General features: G+C 33.1%; 20 protein-coding genes and 1 pseudogene. 12 read left to right on the top strand and 9 right to left on the bottom strand.

What is annotated here, in order from left to right; all coding sequences use genetic code 11:
- From WC622_RS11940 to WC622_RS11960, 5 genes and pseudogenes are all read right to left on the bottom strand, one after another.
- Positions 1 to 200: pseudogene (locus tag WC622_RS11940) on the bottom strand (lysoplasmalogenase); the annotation flags it as partial.
- Complete coding sequence (locus tag WC622_RS11945; protein ID WP_372819925.1) at positions 175 to 1,410, bottom strand: sterol desaturase family protein; 1,236 nt, start codon at positions 1,408 to 1,410, stop codon at positions 175 to 177. The pseudogene WC622_RS11940 and the gene WC622_RS11945, both read right to left, overlap by 26 nt.
- Before the next feature lie 219 nt (positions 1,411 to 1,629).
- A complete protein-coding gene (locus tag WC622_RS11950; RefSeq protein ID WP_173268933.1) occupies positions 1,630 to 1,938 on the bottom strand; it encodes an RNA-binding protein in 309 nt (102 codons plus the stop codon).
- A gap of 191 nt (positions 1,939 to 2,129) precedes the next feature.
- Complete coding sequence (locus WC622_RS11955; RefSeq protein ID WP_372819926.1) at positions 2,130 to 2,528, bottom strand: BLUF domain-containing protein; 399 nt, start codon at positions 2,526 to 2,528, stop codon at positions 2,130 to 2,132.
- A gap of 90 nt (positions 2,529 to 2,618) precedes the next feature.
- Positions 2,619 to 3,389, bottom strand: coding sequence for a queuosine precursor transporter (locus WC622_RS11960; protein WP_372819927.1), 771 nt, complete (start codon positions 3,387 to 3,389; stop codon positions 2,619 to 2,621).
- 142 nt (positions 3,390 to 3,531) lie between these two features.
- Here WC622_RS11960 and WC622_RS11965 point away from each other — a divergent pair, with 142 nt between their 5' ends.
- The 9 genes from WC622_RS11965 to WC622_RS12005 all read left to right on the top strand — a co-directional run bounded on the left by WC622_RS11965 (position 3,532) and on the right by WC622_RS12005 (position 14,801).
- Positions 3,532 to 4,734, top strand: coding sequence for a multidrug effflux MFS transporter (locus tag WC622_RS11965; protein WP_372819928.1), 1,203 nt, complete (start codon positions 3,532 to 3,534; stop codon positions 4,732 to 4,734).
- Positions 4,735 to 4,795: 61 nt separating this feature from the next.
- A complete protein-coding gene (locus tag WC622_RS11970) occupies positions 4,796 to 5,941 on the top strand; it encodes a methionine aminotransferase (protein WP_372819929.1) in 1,146 nt (381 codons plus the stop codon).
- A 25-nt stretch (positions 5,942 to 5,966) separates the two neighbouring features.
- Positions 5,967 to 6,770: a nitrilase family protein gene (locus WC622_RS11975; RefSeq protein WP_372819930.1), complete on the top strand. Its 804-nt coding sequence runs from the start codon at positions 5,967 to 5,969 to the stop codon at positions 6,768 to 6,770.
- A gap of 15 nt (positions 6,771 to 6,785) precedes the next feature.
- Positions 6,786 to 7,820, top strand: a complete 1,035-nt coding sequence (locus tag WC622_RS11980; RefSeq protein WP_372819931.1) for a N(4)-(beta-N-acetylglucosaminyl)-L-asparaginase — start codon at positions 6,786 to 6,788, stop codon at positions 7,818 to 7,820.
- A gap of 3 nt (positions 7,821 to 7,823) precedes the next feature.
- On the top strand, positions 7,824 to 8,570 hold the full coding sequence (locus WC622_RS11985; protein ID WP_372819932.1) for a copper homeostasis protein CutC: 747 nt from the start codon (positions 7,824 to 7,826) through the stop codon (positions 8,568 to 8,570).
- Positions 8,567 to 9,013: a hypothetical protein gene (locus WC622_RS11990; RefSeq protein WP_372819933.1), complete on the top strand. Its 447-nt coding sequence runs from the start codon at positions 8,567 to 8,569 to the stop codon at positions 9,011 to 9,013. The genes WC622_RS11985 and WC622_RS11990 overlap by 4 nt, the downstream gene beginning before the upstream one ends.
- Before the next feature lie 5 nt (positions 9,014 to 9,018).
- Positions 9,019 to 11,946, top strand: a complete 2,928-nt coding sequence (locus WC622_RS11995; RefSeq protein ID WP_372819934.1) for a GH92 family glycosyl hydrolase — start codon at positions 9,019 to 9,021, stop codon at positions 11,944 to 11,946.
- Between the two features lie 170 nt (positions 11,947 to 12,116).
- Positions 12,117 to 13,904 carry a translation elongation factor 4 gene (gene lepA, locus WC622_RS12000; protein ID WP_372819935.1) on the top strand — a complete coding sequence of 596 codons (1,788 nt, stop codon included), beginning with the start codon at positions 12,117 to 12,119 and terminating at the stop codon, positions 13,902 to 13,904.
- 15 nt (positions 13,905 to 13,919) lie between these two features.
- On the top strand, positions 13,920 to 14,801 hold the full coding sequence (locus WC622_RS12005) for a bifunctional 5,10-methylenetetrahydrofolate dehydrogenase/5,10-methenyltetrahydrofolate cyclohydrolase (protein WP_372819936.1): 882 nt from the start codon (positions 13,920 to 13,922) through the stop codon (positions 14,799 to 14,801).
- A gap of 1 nt (position 14,802) precedes the next feature.
- Here WC622_RS12005 and WC622_RS12010 read toward each other — a convergent pair whose 3' ends face one another.
- Together WC622_RS12010 and WC622_RS12015 are read right to left on the bottom strand one after the other, a co-directional pair.
- On the bottom strand, positions 14,803 to 15,132 hold the full coding sequence (locus WC622_RS12010; RefSeq protein ID WP_372819937.1) for a Rieske (2Fe-2S) protein: 330 nt from the start codon (positions 15,130 to 15,132) through the stop codon (positions 14,803 to 14,805).
- A gap of 3 nt (positions 15,133 to 15,135) precedes the next feature.
- On the bottom strand, positions 15,136 to 15,906 hold the full coding sequence (locus tag WC622_RS12015; RefSeq protein ID WP_372819939.1) for a hypothetical protein: 771 nt from the start codon (positions 15,904 to 15,906) through the stop codon (positions 15,136 to 15,138).
- A gap of 79 nt (positions 15,907 to 15,985) precedes the next feature.
- Between WC622_RS12015 and WC622_RS12020 the strand changes: the two genes are divergently transcribed.
- The 3 genes from WC622_RS12020 to WC622_RS12030 are packed head-to-tail and all read left to right on the top strand — an operon-like array spanning position 15,986 to position 18,986.
- Positions 15,986 to 16,609, top strand: coding sequence for a 7-carboxy-7-deazaguanine synthase QueE (locus tag WC622_RS12020; protein WP_372819940.1), 624 nt, complete (start codon positions 15,986 to 15,988; stop codon positions 16,607 to 16,609).
- A gap of 50 nt (positions 16,610 to 16,659) precedes the next feature.
- Positions 16,660 to 18,555 carry an OmpA family protein gene (locus tag WC622_RS12025; RefSeq protein ID WP_372819942.1) on the top strand — a complete coding sequence of 632 codons (1,896 nt, stop codon included), beginning with the start codon at positions 16,660 to 16,662 and terminating at the stop codon, positions 18,553 to 18,555.
- Positions 18,556 to 18,557: 2 nt separating this feature from the next.
- On the top strand, positions 18,558 to 18,986 hold the full coding sequence (locus tag WC622_RS12030) for a DUF6526 family protein (protein ID WP_372819943.1): 429 nt from the start codon (positions 18,558 to 18,560) through the stop codon (positions 18,984 to 18,986).
- Position 18,987: 1 nt separating this feature from the next.
- Here the strand turns inward: WC622_RS12030 and WC622_RS12035 are convergent, their stop codons facing one another.
- Together WC622_RS12035 and kdsA are read right to left on the bottom strand one after the other, a co-directional pair.
- The gene (locus WC622_RS12035) at positions 18,988 to 19,710 is read right to left on the bottom strand and encodes a YqjF family protein (protein WP_372819945.1); all 723 of its coding nucleotides are present in this window, start codon (positions 19,708 to 19,710) and stop codon (positions 18,988 to 18,990) included.
- Position 19,711: 1 nt separating this feature from the next.
- Positions 19,712 to 20,527, bottom strand: coding sequence for a 3-deoxy-8-phosphooctulonate synthase (gene kdsA / locus WC622_RS12040; protein WP_372819946.1), 816 nt, complete (start codon positions 20,525 to 20,527; stop codon positions 19,712 to 19,714).
- Positions 20,528 to 20,539: the final 12 nt, after the last annotated feature.

Below are 20,539 nucleotides of genomic sequence, written 5' to 3' on the forward strand. Positions count from 1 at the left end.
AATATCCTTTTAGCAAACCTCCCTCTTAATTGAGTATGATAGCCCAAGAAAATCATTAAAGAAATGGTAATCAATGGCTTAATGGCATAATGAAAATTGGCTAATATCAATTTTGCGCTTTTTGGATCTGTCTCGACTAATAATTGGAAAAAGAAAATTACGAAAAATGCAAAGCTAAACTGAAGGTGTTTTTTGAACATGAAAGAGAGAATTTTGTAAATAATAAAACCAAATTAAGGAGCTAATTTGGATAATAAGGACACTTATAACAAGGGTATTAAAAATAGCAATATCCCTAAAAAGGTATAGCGCAAAAAGACTTAAAATAAGTCGAGCAAATTCAAAGTGTTTTAACCAAGACTTATTTTCTAAAAGTGCACCACACGTTAATAAAGTTAAAATTGTAAAAGTTGCAGCACAAATAATTGGTATCATTTCTAGTTTAGAATATAAAAATAATAATGCTGAACCAGCCACTAAAGCAATAATAAATTGAACTAACACGTATAAAATGATGTTCCTACTATAACTAGAATCAAATTTTTTATAATTAAGTGTATCAATTTCTGGAGCTGGTTTAAATCCGCCTAATTTTGTCGGAAACCACCCTGGAGGCTTTATGAAAACTTTAATTTTATCAGACAAACCATCTGATTTCTTTGCAGTATTCCAAAGTTCAGCCCAATAATGTACGTTTGCCCAAACAGGATTCCAACTTGCTAATGGCGTTGTAATCCCATAATAAACTTCCTCCTCTTCTTTTTGAAAAGTACCAAACATTTTATCCCAAATAATTAAAGAACCGGCGTGGTTTTTATCAATATATTTTGGATTTGTTCCATGATGAACTCTATGATGTGATGGTGTATTTAAGATGTGCTCTAAAAACCCCAAGCTTTTAATGGTACGAGTGTGTATCCAAAACTGATATAATGTATTAAAAGCACTTAGGGTTACAAACATTAATGGATCAAAACCTATTAACGCTAACGGAAGATAAAACACCCAAGAAAACCAACTCTGAAACCAAGATTGACGTAAAGCGACTGTTAAATTATATTCTTCAGATTGATGATGAACAATATGTGCTGCCCATAGAGCATTAATTTGATGGCTCATTCTATGAAACCAATAATAGAAAAAATCTACGCCAATAAAAAGAATAATCCATGTCCAAATCGTATCAGGTAAATCAAATAATCTCCAATTTTCAAAAATATATTTATAACCAAAAAACAAGGCCGTTTTCATAAACAAACCTGTTATTTGAGAACCAATTCCTTGACTTAAATTAGAAATACTATCATTAAATCGATAATATTTTAATTTTTTATAAAAATCATAGCCCAATTCAATACCTATAAGAATAAAAAACACTGGTATTGATAAAGCGATATAATCAACTTTCATGCTACTAATTTATAATAAATAATAGTTTATTCACACCTAAAAGCAGATAACAAACAAAATCGTTATAAATTATTGAAATTCAGTTATAAAAAAATTGCGGAAAAAAATCCGCAATGCTTTTATAAGGTTGAAACTTATGAAATTAAGTTTCACATAAGAAATATTAATCCTTAAAAATCATTTAGCCAAAATTAAACTTTAAGCCAAAAGAATTTACATTTAGTAACTACGTTCTCTGCTGTTGTTACGTTTAAAACCACCACCTGCGTTACCACCACCAGTGTTTGGTTTTTCTTGCGCTTCAGCAACTTTAATTCTGTTACCGTTGTAATCTCCGCCGTTCATTCTTTTGATAGCTTCTTTAGCTTCTTCATCATTAGGCATCTCTACAAAACCAAAGCCACGGCTCTGATTAGTTTCGCGGTCCTTAATAATTCTAAGTGATTTTACTTGACCGAAATCACCAAATACGGCTGTTAATTCATCTTCCCCTACTTCTAAAGGAAGGCCTGTAATAAATATCTTCATTAATGTTTAAAAATTTGCACAAAGATACAAAAAAATATGGTTATTTTGCTATCTAAGTGTCAGTAAATCTTATTTATAAGCTATTTTTTTCAATCTAATTACAAATATTTCTATGAAATATTCGAAAGTAAATATCTAACCTATTATAATAACACCAGTATTGATTTTTTGTGTTGAAAAAGAATAAGTTTTTAGCTTTTTGCTAATAACTTTAAAAGCTTTACAGCTGAAGCAGTTTTAACATATGCTGTAACGTTAGGATGGCTACAATTCTCTATCTTATTTATTTCTTCAATGCTCACATCCTTAAATTCCATAGTCCAATCTGCGTAATATCGTTTTTCGCAATTGCCTTCAGTAATTTTTTTAATCGCAATTAATCGTTCATCATTACAAATAGAATTATAGACTTCTTTAACAGCTACTTCTACGCCTTCTAATAATTGAATAAAAGCACCTTCGCAATGTAAAAGTTTACCAGTTATACCCAAGTAATGATTTCTGGATCTGGCTTGTTCAAGTAAAAAGTTAAAATCTTCTTCGGTGAAATCGTTTTTGGCAACACCGAAATAAAGTAGGTAATAGTACATTTTAATAGTTTTCCCTCCATAAACAATTTCTTTAGTTCATTGTTTGTCGAGTTGTAATTAATGTGGTGAGTTATTTGTTTTACCTGAATATTATCCTCTTCCAGCCATTTTTATCATTCTATGGGCTAAATCTTTTCCTAAATAACTATCTATAATTCCGTGTACTAAATACAAAATTGGAGTCATGGCTAAGGCGATGATAAACTTATAGGTATAACCAACTAGACCAATGGCAGCAACCATTTGCCAACTCCAATGATACGTTGGGTTCAAATAGAAAGCGATAAATATCACTACAAAACTATCTATCAATTGAGAAATTACAGTAGAGCCAGTAGCACGTAACCATAAAGCTTTTTCTCCTGTAAACTTTTTAATTCGATGGAAAATCAAAACATCTACCATTTGACCAATTAAAAATGCGGTAATAGAACCTACGATAATCCACATTCCTTGTCCAAAAATTGCATCAAAAGCAACTAACATATTAATTTGTTGCCCATCTATTTTTTGCATTAGCCAAAAATCTGACGGTTGTAATTTCATAGCCAATCCAACGACTATAAATGCAAAAGCAATTAAAATACAGGTGAGAATAGATAAAAATCTAACTTGTTTTACGCCAAAGTATTCATTAATAATATCTGTCATGATAAAAATAATTGGCCAGGTTAACACACCTGCAGACATATTAAAGGAAAGATTTTTTACACCAAATAAATTAATATCAAATTTATGAATACCTAATGTGCCTTCAACTGAGAAAATTTTCACTCCAATAAATTCTGATAAAATTGCATTGGCCACAAAAAATGCACCTAGAACAAGTAGCAATCGGCTTTCTTTGGTTTTAAAAGTCATGTAGCTAAAATACAACTATTTTGATAGAAACGAAATTTTAGACTATTCGCTGCCAAATAACAAAAATTAATCTCTCTTTTGACAAACATTAGACGAGTAAAAACTTTCAAATTACCATCTTTGCGCCTCTTAAATCCCACATATGGCTAAATCGAAATCATTTTATCTTATCCTAATTTTAGGATCGCTTGCTGCTTTAGGTCCATTTTCCATAGATATGTATTTGCCTGGTTTTAAAGCAATTGCAAAAGATTTGAAAACAGGTGTACCAAATGTCTCATTGTCATTATCCACCTTTTTTATCGGTATTTCTGCTGGTCAATTATTGTATGGCCCATTATTAGATAAGTTCGGAAGAAAAATGCCTTTATATTTCGGATTAATTCTTTATATATTATCTTCATTAGGCTGTTTATTGGTCACTTCAATAGATCAATTGATTGTATTAAGATTTGTGCAAGCTATTGGAAGTTGTGCGACGGCAGTTGCATCCGTAGCTATGGTTAGAGATTTATTTACAGTAAAAGAAAGTCCTAAAGTTTTTGCTTCTTTGATGTTGGTTATCGCAGTATCGCCAATGTTAGCACCAACAGCTGGTGGTTATCTTATTGCTGCTTTAGGCTGGCAATCGGTATTTGTGTTTTTAAGTTTTATGGCTTTATTAATGTTACTAACATCTATTTGGTGGTTACCAGAAAGCTATAAACCAGACCCAACTTATTCTTTAAAGCCCAAACCTATTTTAAGTAATTTCTTATTGGTACTTAAAGAACCAGGTTTTTACACTTATGCTTTGGTAAGCGCCATCACTTTTAGTGGGTTATTTGCGTATGTATCATCATCACCTGTGGTTTTTATGGATTTATATCAAGTAAGTGAAACTGGTTACGGTTGGATTTTCGCACTTCTATCCGTGGCATTTATCGGATTCAGTCAAGTAAATAGTATTATCTTAAAATGGTTTACGAGTAAAAAAATTGTTTTTTGGGCATTAATAGCGCAGTGTATTTTTAGTATATTGTTTTTATCTGCAGCATTAAATAACTTGTTAAATCTATACACCACTATTGGTTTTATCGCTTTATTTTTAGGTTGCTTAGGTTTTATCAATCCAAATGCTTCAGCACTTGCCCTAGCTCCTTTCAGTAAAAATGCTGGAAGTGCATCTGCATTAATGGGAGCTTTGCAAATGGGTTTAGGTGCACTAGCATCTGCAGTAATTAGTTTATTTGCAGCCGATGTAGTTTGGCCAATGCCAGCTGTAATGACAATCGCTGCTTTAATTGCATTATTTTGTTTACTTATCGGAAGAAATAGAATTCGATCAGTTTCTGCAAACCAATAAATAGGTATCATTTAAATTGAATAGCTATAACTTTATCGGATTATTGCTAATTTCGTAATGCATGATACTTCTTAATTCTAAACTTCCAACTGTTGGCACTACCATATTTTCGGTAATGTCTAAATTAGCTCAACAACACAATGCGATTAACCTTTCTCAAGGTTTTCCAGATTACGCAACTAATCCTAAATTGATAAATTTTGTAGCCGATGCTATGAAAGATGGTCACAACCAATATGCACCAATGCAAGGTTTACCAATTCTACGGGAGTTGATTTCTGAAAAAATGTCGACATTTTATGACGCTAATTACCATCCAGAAACGGAAGTAACTATTACTGCTGGCGGTACTCAAGCTATTTTTACTGCATTAGCAGCCATAATTAATCCTGGAGATGAGGTAATTATTTTTGAACCTGCTTACGATTGCTATTCACCTACTGTAAAATTATTAGGTGGCTTAGTTAAGCCCTTTGAGCTTCATGCTCCCAATTATTCGATAGATTGGGAAATGGTAAAAAAGCTTTTTACCGCAAATACCAGAATGATTATTCTGAATAGTCCACACAATCCATCTGGCAGCATCTTAAGCAAAGCTGATATCGAAGCTTTAATTAAATTAACAAAGAATACAGATATCTTAATCATAAGTGATGAGGTATACGAGCATATCATCTTTGATGGAGAACAGCACCAAAGCGTTGCTTTATATCCAGAATTACAAGAACGCAGTTTTATTATTGCTTCATTTGGAAAATTACTACACACTACAGGCTGGAAATTAGGTTATTGCTTAGCACCTACTAAACTAATGACTGAGTTTAGAAAGATCCATCAATTTAATGTTTTTAGTGTAAACACACCCATGCAGCTTGGCGTAGCTAACTACTTAAAAAGTGAAAATGTTTATCAAAGTTTATCCTCTTTTTTTCAACAAAAAAGAGATTTATTTAGGTCTCTTTTAAGTGAGACTAAATTTAAATTATTACCTTGTAAAGGTTCTTATTTTCAATGTGTAAGCTATAGTGCCATAAGCGATGAAAAAGATACTGATATGGCTAAACGATTAGTGACAGATTTTGGCGTAGCCGGAATACCTGCTTCTGCGTTTTACACTAAATCCACAGACGATAAGATATTACGTTTTTGTTTTGCAAAAGAACAAGATACCTTAGAAAAAGCCGTTGAAAGACTATTAAAAATATAATTTTCTGATCCTAAAGAATTATAAAATGGAAAGTCCACAATACTTAAACATTCAAAACCTAAAAATTACAGTTTTCCAGGCGTATTTGTTTTGGGAGAACATTGATAAAAACTTACAGAATATCTCTTTGCGAATATCTAGTGGAGTTCGTGAAAAAACAGATTTAATTGTTTTACCTGAGATGTTTAACACTGGTTTTACCATGAAGGCCGAGGAAATGGCTGAAGAAATGGATGGTAAAACAATTCAATGGCTTCGAAAAACCGCAGAAAACTACGATTGCGCTATTACTGGAAGTTTAATTATTAAAGAAAAGGGCAAGTTTTATAATCGAATGATTTGGATGTTGCCAACTGGCGAATATCAATTTTATGATAAACATCATTTATTTGGATTAGGAGATGAGGATGAAAATTATACTGCCGGAAAAAAACAACTAATAGTTGAACTTAAAGGCTGGAAAATAAGATTAGCGATTTGTTACGATTTACGTTTTCCTGTATGGTTGCGCAACAAAAATGCCGAATACGATATTTTATTACTTGTGGCCAGCTGGCCAGATAAAAGGTCTTCACATTGGCGCACCTTAATTCATGCTCGTGCTGTAGAAAACCAAAGCTATGTAGTTGCGGTAAACCGAGTTGGTCACGACGGAAATCAGGTGTACCACAGTGGCCATTCTATGTGTATTGATCCTTATGGAAACACTGTCTATTACAAACCAGAAGATGAAGATTTATATACATTTAGTATCAATTATCCTGATTTAGAAAAAATACGTCGACAATTTCCATTTTTAAAAGACGCAGATAACTTTACCATAGGTTAAAATTTAGCATCAATTATGTTCAATAGAAGAAAATTTATTAAAGCATCTGCCTTATCTGCTGGTTTGCTTGCCGTAAATAAAAATAGTATTGCAGAAGTTTTACCAAAGAACACATCTAATACTGTAAATAAGCCAATCGTAATTTCTACATGGGACTTTGGAGTAGCAGCAAATGCTGATGCCTGGAAAGTTTTAAGTAAAAATGGTAATGCCTTAGATGCGGTTGAGCAAGGTGTTTGGGTTCCAGAAGCTGATGAATCTAACCAATCTGTTGGTTATGGAGGTTTGCCAGATCGTGATGGAAAAGTAACATTGGATGCTTGTATAATGGATGAATTAGGGAATTGTGGTGCTGTTTTAGCATTAGAACACATTAAACACCCTATTTCTGTGGCTCGTAAAGTGATGGAAAAAACGCCTCATGTAATGTTAGCGGGCGATGGGGATTTACAATTTGCGTTAGAACAAGGTTTTAAAAAAGAGAATTTATTAACACCTGCAAGCGAAAAAGCATGGAAAGAATGGCTTAAAACTGCTAAATATGAGCCGGCTATTAATGTAGAAAATAAATTATACGATAAAGCAGCGCCTCAAAAACTACCAGGTAATCAGTACAATCACGATACTATCGGAATGATTGCTATGGATTTTAAAGGAAATCTTTCGGGCGCTTGCACAACAAGTGGAATGGCTTATAAACTACATGGTCGAATTGGAGATAGTCCAATTATTGGAGCTGGTTTATACATTGATAATGAAATTGGTGGTGCAACATCAACAGGTGTTGGAGAAGAAGTAGTAAGAAATGTAGGTTCTTTTTTAGTAGTAGAATTAATGCGTCAAGGTTACAGTCCAGAAGATGCATGTAAAGAGGCTGTAATGCGTATCATTAAAAAGAAACCAGAAACTGCAAAAAACATACAAGTTGGCTTTTTAGCAATGAATAAAAAAGGTGAATATGGAGCATATGCTATTCAAAAAGGATTTAGTTATGCTGTTTGCGATAGCCAAAAACAAGATTTAGTTATCAAAGGAAAAAGCTATTACTAGCGAATGGAAAACCTAGGATTAGAAGCCTGCGCCAACTCTTTTGCATCGGCTTTAGCTGCAGAAAATGGCGGTGCAATTCGTGTTGAACTATGCGAAAATATGTCAGAAGGTGGCACAACACCAAGCTATGCTCAAATCAAATTGTGTAAAGAAAGACTAAATATTCAAATCTGGCCAATTATCCGTCCACGCGGTGGAGATTTTTTATACAGTGATGATGAATTTGAATTAATGAAAGAAGACATCAAAATCTGTAAAATTTTGAATTGCGATGGGGTTGTAACTGGAATCCTTTTGGCTAATGGAGAAGTTGATAAAAATCGGTGTGCGGAATTAATTGAATTAGCTCATCCAATGCCAATTGCCTTTCATCGTGCTTTTGATATGAGCAATGATCTGGAAAAAGCACTGGAAGATTTAATTGATTTAGGTTTTGTGCGTGTTCTATCATCTGGAGGAAAGGAAAATGCACTTAAAGGCATTGAAACCTTAGCTAAATTAGTAAATCAAGCTAATGGAAGGATAGAAATCATGCCTGGGGCAGGAATTAATTCTGAAAATATCTTAGAAATAAAAGAAAAAACCGGTGCTACAGTTTTTCATTCGTCCGCTAGAGTAAAAATAGCTAGTAAAATGGAATACCGAAACCAAATCAGTAAAATGAGTTATGAAGGTGATGAATATCTATATGAACAAACATCATCCAATTTAGTAAACCAAATGGTAGAAAAATTAAAAGCAAACTCATGAAAACAATAAAAATCACTTTATTCTTTCTGGTTTTAGCTTTATCAGTTCAAGCTCAAACTACCAAAACAAAAGCTCCTGAATTTGCTTTAGGCAATTTTATAGACGATTACGGAATTACATATTCGATAAATGACACGCTTTGGGTTCAAAATCCGACTTCGAAATATCACATTATTAAATGGAATACTGAGAAACAATACCTGGTTGCTAAAAATGATATTGCTAACAAAACAGATGGTAATAAATATACCCGAATAGACTACATAACTTTTACAGAGATGGAACCTTGGAGATGGGGTTTCTGTTTAACAGTTTATGATGCAGCAACAGACAGTATTGCTGAACAAACCGCTTATGTAGATAGGCAAAATCCTAAAAAAGGATGCAATGGTTATCCATTCTCTAGAATGAAAAAGCTTGAACCAAAATCAACTACAAACTAATCTAAATGAAATTTTCGAAGTTAATTCTACTTTTTTTAATAGGAGCAAATTTTGCTTTTGCACAAACAAAAAAAGACTATAATCAATATGTTAATCCATTTATAGGAACTGGGGGACATGGTCATACTTATCCTGGACCCGCACTTCCTTTTGGTATGATACAACCTGGACCAGATACTCGATTAGATGGCTGGGATGGCTGCTCAGGCTATCATTATACGGACAATATCATCTATGGATTTTCCCAAACTCACTTAAGCGGAACAGGTATTGAAGATTATTGCGATTTTTTATTTATGCCTACAATTGGCAAGCCACAATTTATAAATAAACAATACGCCTCTCCTTTTCAAAAGAAAAATGAAAAAGCAAGCCCGGGATATTACAGCACTTTTTTAGATAAATATCAGATTAAAGCGGAAATCACGACAACAAAAAGAGCTGGTTTGTATAAATTCACTTATCCAAAATCTAATGAATCCAATATAATTATTGATTTGAAGCATCGCGATAAAGTTTTAGATAGTTGGGTAGAAATTGTAAATGATAGAGAAATTAAAGGATACAGAAAATCAAGTTCATGGGCAAAAGGGCAAGAATTATATTTCCATGTTAGATACAATAAACCTTTCAAATCGTATGGCATTGCTATTAATGATGAAGTTCAACCAGGATTAAAAAAAGCAAAGGGCACAAATCTAAAAGTCTACATTCAATTTGAAACAGCTGATCAGGAAAGTGTATTATCTCAAGTAGCCATTTCTGCAGTTGATGATGCTGGTGCATTAAAAAATTTAAATAGTGAAAAAGATGGTTTTGATTTTGGAAAAACGTTAGCCAAAGCTAAAACTACATGGAATAAAGCACTTTCAAAAATTGATGCAGAAAGCACAAATAAAAAACAATTAACTACTTTTTATACAGCATTATACCATAGTTTACTTAATCCGAATTTATATATGGATGTTGATGGTAAATATCGTGGTTTGGACAAAAAAGTACACATTACAAAAGACTTCGAATATTACAGTGTTTTCTCCTTATGGGATACCTATAGAACAGAAAACCCTCTATTAACTTTAATTGATAGGAAACGAACGTTAGATTTCATCAAAACGTTTTTAGCCATGCACAAGGAAAGCGGATTATTACCTATTTGGCCTTTAGCAAATGATGAAACTTTCTGTATGATCGGCAATCACGCTATTCCTGTGATAACAGATGCTTACGCCAAAGGAATTAGAGGTTATGACGCCAAATTGGCTTTAGAAGCAATGAAACATGCAGTTAATCGTAATCAATTTGGAATTGATGCATACGCAAAACATGGAGCTGTAATGGCAGATTTTGAGCATGAAAGCGCATCAAAAACTGTAGAATATGCATATGATGATTGGTGTGTGGCACAATTTGCAAAAATGATTGGATCAGAAGCTGACTATCAAACTTACATCACCAGAGCGCAGAATTGGAAAAATGTTTATGATCCTTCAACTGGACATATTAGAGCTAGAAATAATGGGGGTTGGTGGAAACCTTTTAATCCGACGGAAGTAAATAATAATTATACTGAAGGGAACTCTTGGCATTATAGTTTTAGCACTCAGCAAGATGTAAATGGACATATGGATTTGATGGGTGGAGAAAAAGTGTATCAAGAAAAATTGGACGAATTATTTACCACAAAACAAGGTTTAACAGGTCGAGATCAAAGTGATATTACTGGTTTGATAGGACAATATGCGCATGGAAATGAACCAAGTCATCACATGGCTTATCTATTCAATTTCACTTCTCATCCAGAGAAAACGCAATATTACATTAATAAAATCATGAATGAGCAATACCATGATCAACCTGATGGTCTAGCTGGAAATGAAGATTGTGGTCAGATGAGTGCTTGGTTAGTCATGAGTGCGATGGGGATTTACCCAGTTTCCCCAGGAAACAATATGTACAATATCGGCACACCATGGTTTAAAAAAATGACGATTAGTTTAGAGAACGGCAAAAAAATCATTATCTCTGCTCCTGCTAAAACTGCTGCAAATTATTACCTAAAAGGCATTTCTTTAAATGGAAAAGCATACAATAAACTGTTCTTAAATTTTAGTGATTTATCAAATGGAGCGAATTTAAACTTTGCTTTATCGGCTACTCCGGTTATGAAATATCTAAATAGTTTACAGAAACCTGTAATGAAAATTAGAGAAAACTTAATTGTTCCAAATCCAATTATTGAGGGTCCACAAGAAACTTTTAAAGACAAAGCTGAAATAAATATTACTTCTGCCCTACCAAATACAGACATTTACTACACATTAGATGGTTCAATACCAAACCTGAATTCAATAAAATACATTGCGCCTTTTAGTATCAATAAAGATGTGAGTATTCAAGCAATTGCTTATAAAAAAGGTTTTAAAACAAGTTATGTAAGTGAGGCAGTTTATAAGAAAATCACAAATAACTTTACCATTAAGATTAATAGCGAGATTAATAAAAGTTTTACTGGTGGTGGAAATGATGCCCTTATTGATGGCGTTAGAGGAACTATAAACTGGAGAGTGGGTAATCGTTGGCAAGGTTTCTGGGGTATAGATTTTGAAGGGATTTTAGATTTGGGCAAAGAGCAAAACGTAAATTCAGTAAGTGTTGGTGCTTTACAAGATACACAAGCGTGGATTATTTTTCCATCAGAAACAGAGTTTTACATAGCTGGAAATGATATGAATTTTAAATTAATTGGAACTGTTAAAGCTCCTGCTGATGCAAAAGATTATACTATTCAAATTAAGGAATTAACTACCAAAGTGAATTCACAAGGCCGTTATATTAAAATTATCGCCAAAAACTATGGAACACTCCCTTCTTGGCATGAAGGAGCTGGTGGCAAAGCACACACTTTTTTTGATGAGATAAATGTGAAATAAAACAACAACTATTTGTTTTCCTAAACTGGATTGAAGCGGTATACTTTTTTGTGTGATTGAGCTTGTAGAAGCACAAAAAAGATATAGCGTAAAGCCAGACTGAATGAGCAAAAGAACCACTGAAATTGCTTTTCAAATCTTTACCTAAAAAACCTATCTTTGCAGCAAAGATGAAGCACATACGTAATTTTTGCATAATTGCACATATAGATCACGGCAAAAGCACTTTAGCCGATAGATTATTAGAATATACAGCGACGATTTCTCAACGCGAATCCCAAGCACAATTGCTTGATAATATGGATTTAGAGCGTGAACGTGGAATCACGATCAAAAGTCACGCGATACAAATGAATTTTAAGATTGATGGTCAGGAGTACAATTTTAACCTAATTGACACACCAGGCCACGTTGATTTTAGCTACGAAGTATCTCGTTCTATTGCTGCATGTGAAGGTGCATTGCTAATTGTAGATGCATCGCAAGGTATACAAGCACAAACCATTTCTAATCTTTATTTGGCATTAGAACACGATTTAGAAATCATTCCTATTTTAAATAAAATGGATTTGCCTGGTGCAATGCCTGAAGAGGTAAAAGATCAGATTATTGATTTAATTGGCTGTAAAAGAGAGGAAATTATTCCTGCATCTGGTAAAACCGGAATGGGAATCCCAGAAATTTTACAAGCAATTGTAGATCGAGTTCCCGCTCCTGTTGGTGATCCAAATGCACCATTACAAGCTTTGATTTTTGATAGTGTATTTAACTCATTTAGAGGAATTATAGCCTATTACAAAGTAGTTAATGGCGAAATTAAAAAGGGTGATAAAGTAAAATTCATTAATACTGGTAAAGAATATTTAGCTGATGAAGTTGGTATTTTAAAGCTAGATATGTCCCCAAGAAATTCGGTAAAGACTGGTGATGTTGGTTACATTATTTCTGGAATAAAAGAAGCCCGGGAAGTAAAAGTTGGTGATACCATTACAACAGTTGGTAGACCATCTGAAGATGCTATTCAGGGATTTGAGGAAGTAAAACCAATGGTATTTGCCGGTATTTATCCTGTTGATACTGATGAATTTGAAGAATTGCGTGAGGCAATGCATAAGTTACAATTGAACGATGCTTCTATCGTTTTTGAGCCTGAAAGTTCTGCCGCACTTGGTTTTGGTTTCCGTTGTGGTTTCTTAGGAATGCTGCACATGGAGATTATTCAAGAGCGTTTGGAGCGTGAATTCGATATGACAGTAATTACTACAGTTCCCAACGTATCTTACATTGCGCACACTACTAAGGGCGAAGAAATTTTTGTAAACAATCCATCCGATTTGCCTGACCCAAGTAAATTAGATTCTGTTGAAGAACCATTTATAAAAGCAAATATAATTACCAAAGCTGATTTTGTTGGCCCAGTAATGTCACTTTGTATTCAGAAAAGAGGAACAATTGTAAATCAATCCTACTTAACATCTGATAGAGTTGAATTGGTTTTTGAAATCCCAATGGGTGAAATTGTATTTGACTTTTATGATAAATTGAAAACCATTTCTAAAGGTTATGCTTCGTTTGATTACCACCAAGTTGGTTACCGAAAATCTGATTTGGTACGTTTAGATATGTTAATAAACGATGAACCAGTTGATGCGTTATCTTCTTTAATTCACCGTAGCAATGCTTATGATTTTGGAAAGAAAATCTGCGAAAAGTTGAGAGAATTAATCCCTCGTCAGCAATTTGAGATTAAAATTCAAGCTTCGATCGGGGCAAAAGTTATTGCTCGTGAAACTTTAAGTGCTTTACGTAAAGACGTTACTGCTAAATGTTATGGCGGTGATATTTCTCGTAAGCGTAAGTTATTGGAGAAACAGAAAAAAGGTAAAAAACGTATGCGCCAAGTTGGAAACGTAGAAATTCCACAATCGGCATTTATGGCAGTTTTAAAATTAGATTAAAATATTTACTATCCAATGCAACTACTCGACGGCAAATTCGCATCAGAAAAGATAAAAACAGAAATCGCAGAAGAAGCAGCGGCTTTTTTAGCACAAAGTGGAAGAAAACCACATTTAGTTGCCATCCTGGTTGGTAACGATGGTGGTAGTGAAACTTACGTTGCTAGTAAGATGAAAAACTGTGAGAAAGTTGGTTTTAAATCTTCATTATTTAGATATGATAACTCAGTTACTGAAGCTGAATTATTAGCTAAAATACAAGAAATTAATAAAGATGCTGATGTTGATGGTTTAATTGTTCAATTGCCTTTACCAAAACACATTGATCCAGAAAAAGTGACCGAAACCATTGATTACCGTAAAGATGTTGATGGTTTCCACCCTGTGAATTTGGGTAGAATGATGCGCAATTTACCTTGTTTTATTCCTGCAACACCTTATGGTATTTTATTAATGTTGCAAGCTTATAATATTGATACAACTGGAAAACATTGTGTTGTAGTTGGTAGAAGCAATATTGTCGGCAGTCCGATGAGTATTTTAATGGCTCGTAATGCAAATCCAGGGAATTGTACAGTAACACTTACACATAGTAAAACTTATAATTTAAAAGAAATGGTTTTGCAGGGCGATATTGTAGTTGCAGCAATCGGTAGAAAAAACTTTGTAACTGCAGATATGGTTAAACCTGGTGCAATTATTATTGATGTAGGCATCAACAGAGAAACCTCTACAGAAACTAAATCTGGCTACAAATTATATGGGGATGTTGATTTTGAAAATGTAGCTCCAAAAGCTTCATGGATTACACCTGTTCCAGGTGGAGTAGGTTTAATGACTATTGTTGGTTTATTGAAAAACACATTGGCATCTGCTAAAGGAGAGATTTATAGCTAAACTATTTAAAAAACCTTTTCCATAAGCTTTCTTTAAAACCTACATATAGGCCATCTTCTTTCAACTTGGTTGGATAAATATTGATATAGTCTCCTTGCCCCTCAGCTCCTCTTCCAGTTTCTAAATTATATTCCCAACGATGAATTGGACAGACAATATTCCCTTCTTTACACCAACCACCACTTAAAATCCCACCAGCATGTGGACATGTATTTTGAACAACATAGATTTTTTGTTGATTTTTAATTAGACAAAATTTCTTACCGTTTACTTTGATTTGCTCAATGAAGTCTTCTTCGGGTATTTGGATGTCAATTTTAACCCAATTCATTTCTTAATAGTTAATCTTAAAATTTAATGTCTCAGGATTATTTATGGCCTCTAACATATTTAATTCCAATTTAAATTGCTTTTTATCAGCTGACAAAGTTGCTTTTGAATTTTCTATACTCATTGCAGGTCTTGGCAAATTAATAATAATCGTACTTGTCATTTTAATATCCATAGTCTTCATAATATCATAGTTTTTCTGATTTTTCTCTTTTTGCACTGCGAGTACCTCTGGCTTTATTTTTCGCTCAAATGATTTATTAGTAATGATATATTCAAATTCTTTGTTGTTAAAAGGCATTTCTTTATCAGTTGTACTTTCACTAGAAGTTTCTGCTCCAGGGGTATTTATTAGTTTTCCCACTTTTGCTTTTTGTATCGTATTGCCAAAGTTTGATAGAAAATACTTTAAATTATCTATCGATTTTCCTGTATTAGTAAAGCCAATTTTAAAAATACCATCTGCCATTTTCATCTGCATATGCATATTTGTGTTATTCACGATTTCTAATTCCTTAGCACTCATATTTTCCTTTAGGCTATCAGGCATCGTACTTAGATTAATAACGGTATCTCTTCCCAGCTTATAATTTGAGGTTTCTTTAACAGAATCAGGAGCCATTTTGGTAACTAATCCCATTATTCCACCCATGTCTAAATTATAGTTTACGACATAAGTACCGTTTTCATTTATAGTATAAGTTTCTTCAATTTCGAAACAAGAACTCAAGAACAAGCATAAAATTGGTAAAAGGAATAGAAATTTATTTTTCATAATGCGTTAAAATATTGCTTTAGCAAGATACACATATTACAATTATACCGCACATTTATTTACCTTTGCACCTCAATTTATGGCACACAATATACCAGAAGATGGCACCCTACTTCCTTTAATGGAAGAATTTTACACGATACAAGGCGAAGGATTTAATACAGGAAAAGCTGCTTATTTTATTCGCTTAGGTGGTTGTGATGTAGGTTGCCATTGGTGTGATGTAAAAGAAAGTTGGGATGCAGAATTACACCCACTTACATTAAGTGATGATATTGTAGCAAAAGCAGATACTTTTCCAGGAAAAGCAGTGGTTGTAACTGGAGGTGAACCATTAATTTATAATCTGGATTATTTAACTAAAAAGCTAAAAGAGAGAAATATTTTAACTTTTATAGAAACATCTGGTGCTTATCCCCTTTCTGGTTCATGGGATTGGATTTGTTTATCTCCAAAGAAATTTAAAGCTCCAAGACCAGATATAACGCCTTTTGCTAACGAATTAAAAGTTATCGTTTTTAATAAAAGTGATTTTGAATGGGCAGAGAAATATGCTGAAACAGTATCTCCTACTTGTAAATTGTATTTACAACCAGAGTGGTCCAAATCTAAAGAAATGACACCACTAATTGTAGAGTATGTAATGGCAAATCCAAGGTGGGAAATCTCGTTACAAACTCATAAATTCCTTAATATCCCGTAAATATTCGATATTTTATTTACATTAGTCTAACACCAAATAACTTGGCTTAGATGAATAAATTGTTGATTTTATTTTTATGCTGGATAACTTTTTCTGCAAGCGCACAAAATTCTACTAATAAAAAAGCGCAGGAAAGTTTTGAGGATGCTCAACAGTATTTAAGACAAAATATTTATGATGATGGTATTAAATATTTGGATGAAGCTATAAAAGCTGATCCAAAATTTCAACTTGCTTATATCCAATTAGGTGATGTTTATCGTAGATTAAAAAATTATCCTAAGGCGAAAGAGAATTACCGCAAAGCCGTAAGTTCTGCACCAACTATAGAACCAAGAATTTACTATGTTTTAGCAGAAAGCGAATTACTTTCTGGAGATTATGCAAATGCCAAAGCTAATTTTCTCCTATTCCAGCAAGGATATACAGGTGCAGACCAAGATTTCATTACCAAAACAAAAAAATATCTTTTAGATTGTGATTTTGCCATAACAGCAGTTAAAAATCCCACCAAATATGAACCTATAAATATGGGTTTTTATATAAATAGTGCAAATAGAGATTACTTTCCAGCATTAACTGCTGATGGTGAAACACTCATTTTTACTAGAGTAACCAATGGGAATGAAGATTTCTTTATTTCGACAAAAAAAGAAAATGAATGGCAAAAAGCACAGCCTTTGAGTGATAAAATCAATACACCAAATTTTAATGAAGGTGCGCAATCTATTTCCCCAGATGGGAAATACATATTTTTTACAGGCTGTAATCGCCCAGATGGATTAGGGCGCTGTGACATTTATCTTTCTAGAAAAGAAGGAACTGAATGGGGAAAAGCAATTAATTTAGGTAGAACTATCAATTCCGAATATTGGGATTCACAACCTTCAATTAGTGCTGATGGAAATACACTTTATTTTGTAAGTAATCGCCCAGGTGGAATTGGTGGGTATGATATTTGGAAAAGTAACTTAACCGATGAAGGAAAATGGACGGATCCTGTAAATTTAGGTGCAAAAGTTAATACAACTTACGATGAAAATACTCAGTTTATTCATGCTGATGGTAAAACACTCTATTTCTCGTCAGATGGTTGGCCAGGTTTTGGAAATAAAGATATTTTTTATAGTCGCATAGATGACAATGGAGAATTTTCAACACCAGTTAATCTTGGCTATCCAATAAATACGTTTAATGAAGAAATAGGTTTAATTGTCAGTGCTGATGGATTTGAAGGATTTTTTTCTTCAAATATTGAGGGTGGCGGATTTGGCGATTTAGACATTTATCATTTCAAATTTCCAGAAAAAGCTAAGCCCTTACCTATAACATATGTTAAAGGAATTGTTAGAGACAAGGAAACAAAAACCTTATTAGAGGCAAATGTTTTAATTATTGATTTAAAGACTAATACGCCTGTATTTAATGATTTTACTTCAAAAGAAACTGGAGATTTTTTAGCTGTGATGCCTATTGGAAGTGAATATTCTTTTAATGTAGAAGCTGATGGCTATTTATTTAATTCACAACACTTTACATTAAGTCAGGAAAATACTAATCGACCTTATCAAATTGAAATATTGTTAGATAAATTAAAGATCGGTAATGATGTTATTTTAAAAAATATCTTCTTTGATGTAAATAAATATGAGCTTTTACCACCATCAATCGTAGAATTAAATCTATTAACCGATTTACTTAAAAAGTACGAGAATATATCGATAGAAATACAAGGCCACACCGACAATGTTGGGGTTGCAAAAGAAAACGAAAAATTATCAGAAAATAGAGCAAAAGCAGTTTACGACTATCTAATTAATAATGGAATAGATAAAAAAAGACTTACATTTAAAGGTTATGGCGAGACTAAACCTCGCTCAGATAATACTACCGAACAAGGTAGGCAACAAAATAGAAGAACTGAGTTTATCGTAACTAATATGTAAATATGGAACAAAATCTAAAAAATCACAGTAAATATGTGACTGGATATCATGTGGTACTAACTTTTCTAATCTTAGCTGGAAGTATTGGAGCAGGTATTAACTTTTATTATTCTTGGAATAATGCGAACCATTATAACTCTGCGTTACTATTAATTTTATTTTTAATTGTGATAATACTTTTTTGGTATGTTAGGCAGTTCCCTCTAAAAGCGCAAGATAGGGTAATTAGGGCTGAAGAAAACTTGCGCTATTTTAGTTTAACAGGAAAATTATTACCTATTGAATTGAGAAAAAGCCAAATCATCGCTTTGCGTTTTGCAGAAGATAAAGAGTTTGTATATCTCGTTGAAAAAGTATTAAAAGAAAACTTATCTGCTAAGGATATTAAAGCGCAGATTAAAAATTGGAGAGCAGATTATTATAGAATGTAAATTAAATTCTTATTTTTCTTCCCTTTTTCACAAAAACTTTAGAGCCTTCTACCAACATTATCGAATTTGGTTTTACATCTTTTAAATTACTAAAGTCTTTCCCATAGTTTTTTTCAAAGTCGATATCGATACTGTAATCTAATATTGGATAGGTTTCCCATTTAGGATGCCCAACTCCATATTCTGAAGTAATGTTTTTACCAATTTTAGTATAACCCCAATAATGCTCTGTAATAAAATAAGCATCGCTATCTAAAAGGATGGCTTCAGATTTCGGATTAGCCGTAACAGAGAACCTATTCCAAGCACCATTTTTCCAAGCATATTCTACATTCAATTGCTCATTCGTTTCAGTCCATTTATGTTTCATGGGCAATGTCCTGTAGCTTTCTTTGTATATGGTATTTGCTATAAATGTAATCGCAAGTTTTGGTACAATTTCACTAATAAACACCGCACCTCTTTTCCAAACGCCATTTTCATTATACTTCACGTAAAAACGTAAGTTTACTTCCTCAAAATTACCATGAAAAGGAATACTTAACCCTTTAAGCTTGGTGTTTTTGAACATGAAACCAACTATACTTACATAATGCTTACCATGCCAATCGTCTAATTCTGTAAAAGGAGGTAGATATTTTTCGAGTATTTTTTTATCAACTGTATAGTTAATTAATATTAATTTTCTCCATTCAGCTGTTAAAAAAATATCGTTGTCTGTCATTTTATAAAATTGCTTGTCTAACTCTTATCAGTTTCACCAGTAATTCTTCAAGTAAGGCAAGATTAAGCATATTTGCACCGTCTGATTTTGCATTAGCTGGATCTGGATGAGTTTCTATAAATAGTCCGTCTGCTCCTACCGCAATTGCCGCTTTTGCAATGGTTGCTATTAGTTCTGGTTTACCACCAGTTACACCACTGCTTTGATTAGGTTGTTGCAATGAATGTGTGCAATCCATCACTACTGGTACACCAAAACTTTGCATCTCTGGTAAACCACGATAATCCACAATTAAATCTTGATAACCAAATGTATTTCCTCTATCTGTAAGAACTACTCTATTATTTCCTGAATCTATGATCTTATCAACCGCAAATTTCATTGAACCAGCAGATAAAAATTGACCTTTTTTAACGTTCACTACTTTTCCGGTTTCTGCAGCTGCAATTAGTAAATCTGTTTGTCTGCATAAAAACGCAGGAATTTGTAATACATCTACATAAGTTGCTGCCATAGCCGCTTCATTACTTTCATGAATATCTGTTACGGTAGGCACATCAAATGTTTTGCCTATTTTTTCTAGAATTTTTAATGCTTTTTCATCACCAATGCCTGTAAAAGAACTTCCTTTACTTCGATTTGCTTTACGATAAGAACCTTTAAAAACATAAGGGATATTCAGTTTATCAGTAAGTATAACAATCTTTTCAGCAATGCGCAAAGCAATGTCTTCGCCTTCGATAGCGCAAGGACCTGCCATTAAAAAGAAATTATTAGAATCTGTATGTTTTAATTTATCTATAGAAAAGTTAATCATAGTAGTTTTTAC

Origin of the sequence: Pedobacter sp. (genome assembly GCF_041662865.1) — a bacterium.
Lineage (GTDB): Bacteria > Bacteroidota > Bacteroidia > Sphingobacteriales > Sphingobacteriaceae > Pedobacter.